A 2,462-nucleotide genomic window follows, 5' to 3' on the forward strand; every position below is an offset into this window, starting at 1 on the left:
AACGGGGTGGCTGCTGCCGGACGGGCGCCCGGCGCCGCCTACTTCTTGCCGGTCAGCGTGGCCACGATGCTGTTCAGCGTGGCCGACGGGCGCATGACCTCGGCGGCCTTGGCGGCGTCCGGCCGGTAGTAGCCGTCCAGGTCCACCGGGGATCCCTGCACGGCGTTGAGCTCGCCGACGATGGCCCCTTCGTTCTGGGCCAGCTCGGAGGCAACGCCGGAGAAGGCCGCAGCCAGCTCGGCGTCGGCGGTCTGGTTGGCCAGTTCCTGCGCCCAGTACAGGGCCAGGTAGAAGTGGCTGCCCCGGTTGTCCAGCTCGCCGGCCTTGCGCTTGGGCGACTTGTTTTCCAGCAGGAACGTGCCCGTGGCGGCGTCCAGCGTGTCGGCCAGGATCTGCGCGCGGGCGTTGCCCGTGGAGGTGGCCAGGTGCTCGAAGGACACGGCCAGGGCCAGGAACTCGCCGAGCGAATCCCAGCGCAGGTGGTTCTCGGCCAGCAGCTGCTGGACGTGCTTCGGAGCGGAGCCGCCGGCACCTGTCTCGAACAGGCCGCCGCCGTTGATCAGCGGGACGATCGAGAGCATCTTGGCGCTCGTGCCGAGCTCCAGGATCGGGAACAGGTCCGTCAGGTAGTCGCGCAGCACGTTGCCGGTCACCGAGATGGTGTCCTCGCCCTTGCGGAGGCGCTCCAGGGTGAAGGCGGTGGCCTTCTCCGGGGCCATGATCTCGATCTGCAGGCCGTCGGTGTCGTGGTCCTTGAGGTACTCGTTCACCTTGGCGATCAGGTTGGCGTCGTGGGCGCGGGTTTCGTCCAGCCAGAACACGGCCGGGGTCTGGCTGGCGCGGGCGCGCGTCACGGCCAGTTTCACCCAGTCGCGGATCGGCAGGTCCTTGGTCTGGCAGGCGCGCCAGATATCGTTCGGGAACACCTGGTGCTCGATGAGCACGGTGCCGGCCCCGTCGACTACCTGCACGGTGCCGGCGGTCTGGATCTCGAACGTCTTGTCGTGGCTGCCGTATTCCTCCGCCGCCTGGGCCATCAGGCCGACGTTGGGGACGGTGCCCATGGTGGTCGGATCGTAGGCACCGTTGGCGCGGCAGTCGTCGATAACCACCTGGTAGATCCCGGCGTAGGAGCTGTCCGGCAGCACTGCCAGCGTGTCGGCTTCCTGGCCGTCCGGCCCCCACATGTGGCCGGAGGTGCGGATCATGGCCGGCATCGAGGCGTCCACGATCACGTCCGAGGGAACGTGGAGGTTGGTGATGCCCTTGTCGGAGTCCACCATGGCGATGGCCGGGCCCTCGTCCAGGCCCTTGTCGATCAGTTCCTGGACGCCCTTGCGGTCCTCGGCGTCCAGCGCCGCCAGCCCGTTCAGGATGGCGGCCAAGCCGTTGTTCGGGCTCAGGCCGGCAGCGGCAAGCTTGTCGCCGTAGGCTGCGAACAGCTCGGAGAAGTAGGCCTTGACCACGTGGCCGAAGATGATTGGGTCGGAGACCTTCATCATGGTGGCCTTCAGGTGCGCCGAGAAGAGCACGCCTTCTTCCTTGGCGCGGGCCACCTGGGCGGCCAGGAATTCGTCCAGGGCGGCGGCGCGCATGACGGTGCCGTCGATGACCTCGCCGGCCAGCACCGGGAAGGCGTCCTTCAGGACCGTGACGGTACCGTCCTCGGCCACCAGCTGGATCTTGATCTTGTCGTCGGCCGGCATGACCACCGACTTCTCGTTGGAGCGGAAGTCATCGGCGCCCATGGTGGCCACGTTCGTCTTGGAGTCGGCGGTCCAGGCGCCCATGCTGTGCGGGTTCTGGCGCGCGTAGTTCTTCACCGACAGGGGCGCGCGGCGGTCCGAGTTGCCCTCGCGCAGCACCGGGTTGACCGCCGAGCCCTTGATCTTGTCATAGCGGGCGCGGATGTCCTTCTCCTCGTCGGAGGACGGATCGTCCGGGTAGTCGGGCAGCGCGTAGCCGTGGCCCTGCAGCTCCTTGATGGCAGCCTTCAGCTGCGGCACGGAGGCGCTGATGTTCGGCAGCTTGATGATGTTGGCTTCCGGCTGCTTGGCCAGTTCGCCCAGTTCGGCCAGGGCGTCGCCGATCCGCTGCTCGGGGGTGAGGTAGTCGCCGAAGACGGCGATGATACGGCCGGCGAGCGAGATGTCGCGGGTCTCCACTTCCACACCAGCCGTGGAGGCGTAGGCCTCAACGATCGGCAAGAACGAATAGGTGGCCAGCATCGGCGCTTCGTCGGTGTGGGTATAGATAATCTTGGCCATGGGTGAGGCGTCTCCCTGCAAAAGTGGGTCTCTTTGGTTACTCAACTCCTCCAATTTACCCGAGGAGGGCAGCCGGGCGCCGGTTGAAGACGCGCACACCGCAGATCGCGAGGACGACGGGAAGCCGCCGTGCCGCAGAAGCCACACGCGTCCGGACCGGTCCCGCGCCCGGCACGACGGCGGTGCACCGCCTCC

General features: G+C 67.6%; 1 protein-coding gene. It reads right to left on the reverse strand.

Annotated elements, in window-relative coordinates; translation table 11 throughout:
• Positions 1-38: 38 nt before the first annotated feature.
• Positions 39-2,267 carry an NADP-dependent isocitrate dehydrogenase gene (locus tag AC5RUJ_RS14565; protein WP_494127995.1) on the reverse strand — a complete coding sequence of 743 codons (2,229 nt, stop codon included), beginning with the start codon at positions 2,265-2,267 and terminating at the stop codon, positions 39-41.
• Between the last annotated feature and the right edge of the window lie 195 nt (positions 2,268-2,462).

It is taken from the genome of Arthrobacter sp. Y3223164 (assembly GCF_059091005.1).

Bases quoted from the DNA above. Each gene is read 5' to 3' on its own strand.
- AC5RUJ_RS14565 (WP_494127995.1), bottom strand. From the start codon at position 2,267: ATGGCCAAGATTATCTATACCCACACCGACGAAGCGCCGATGCTGGCC.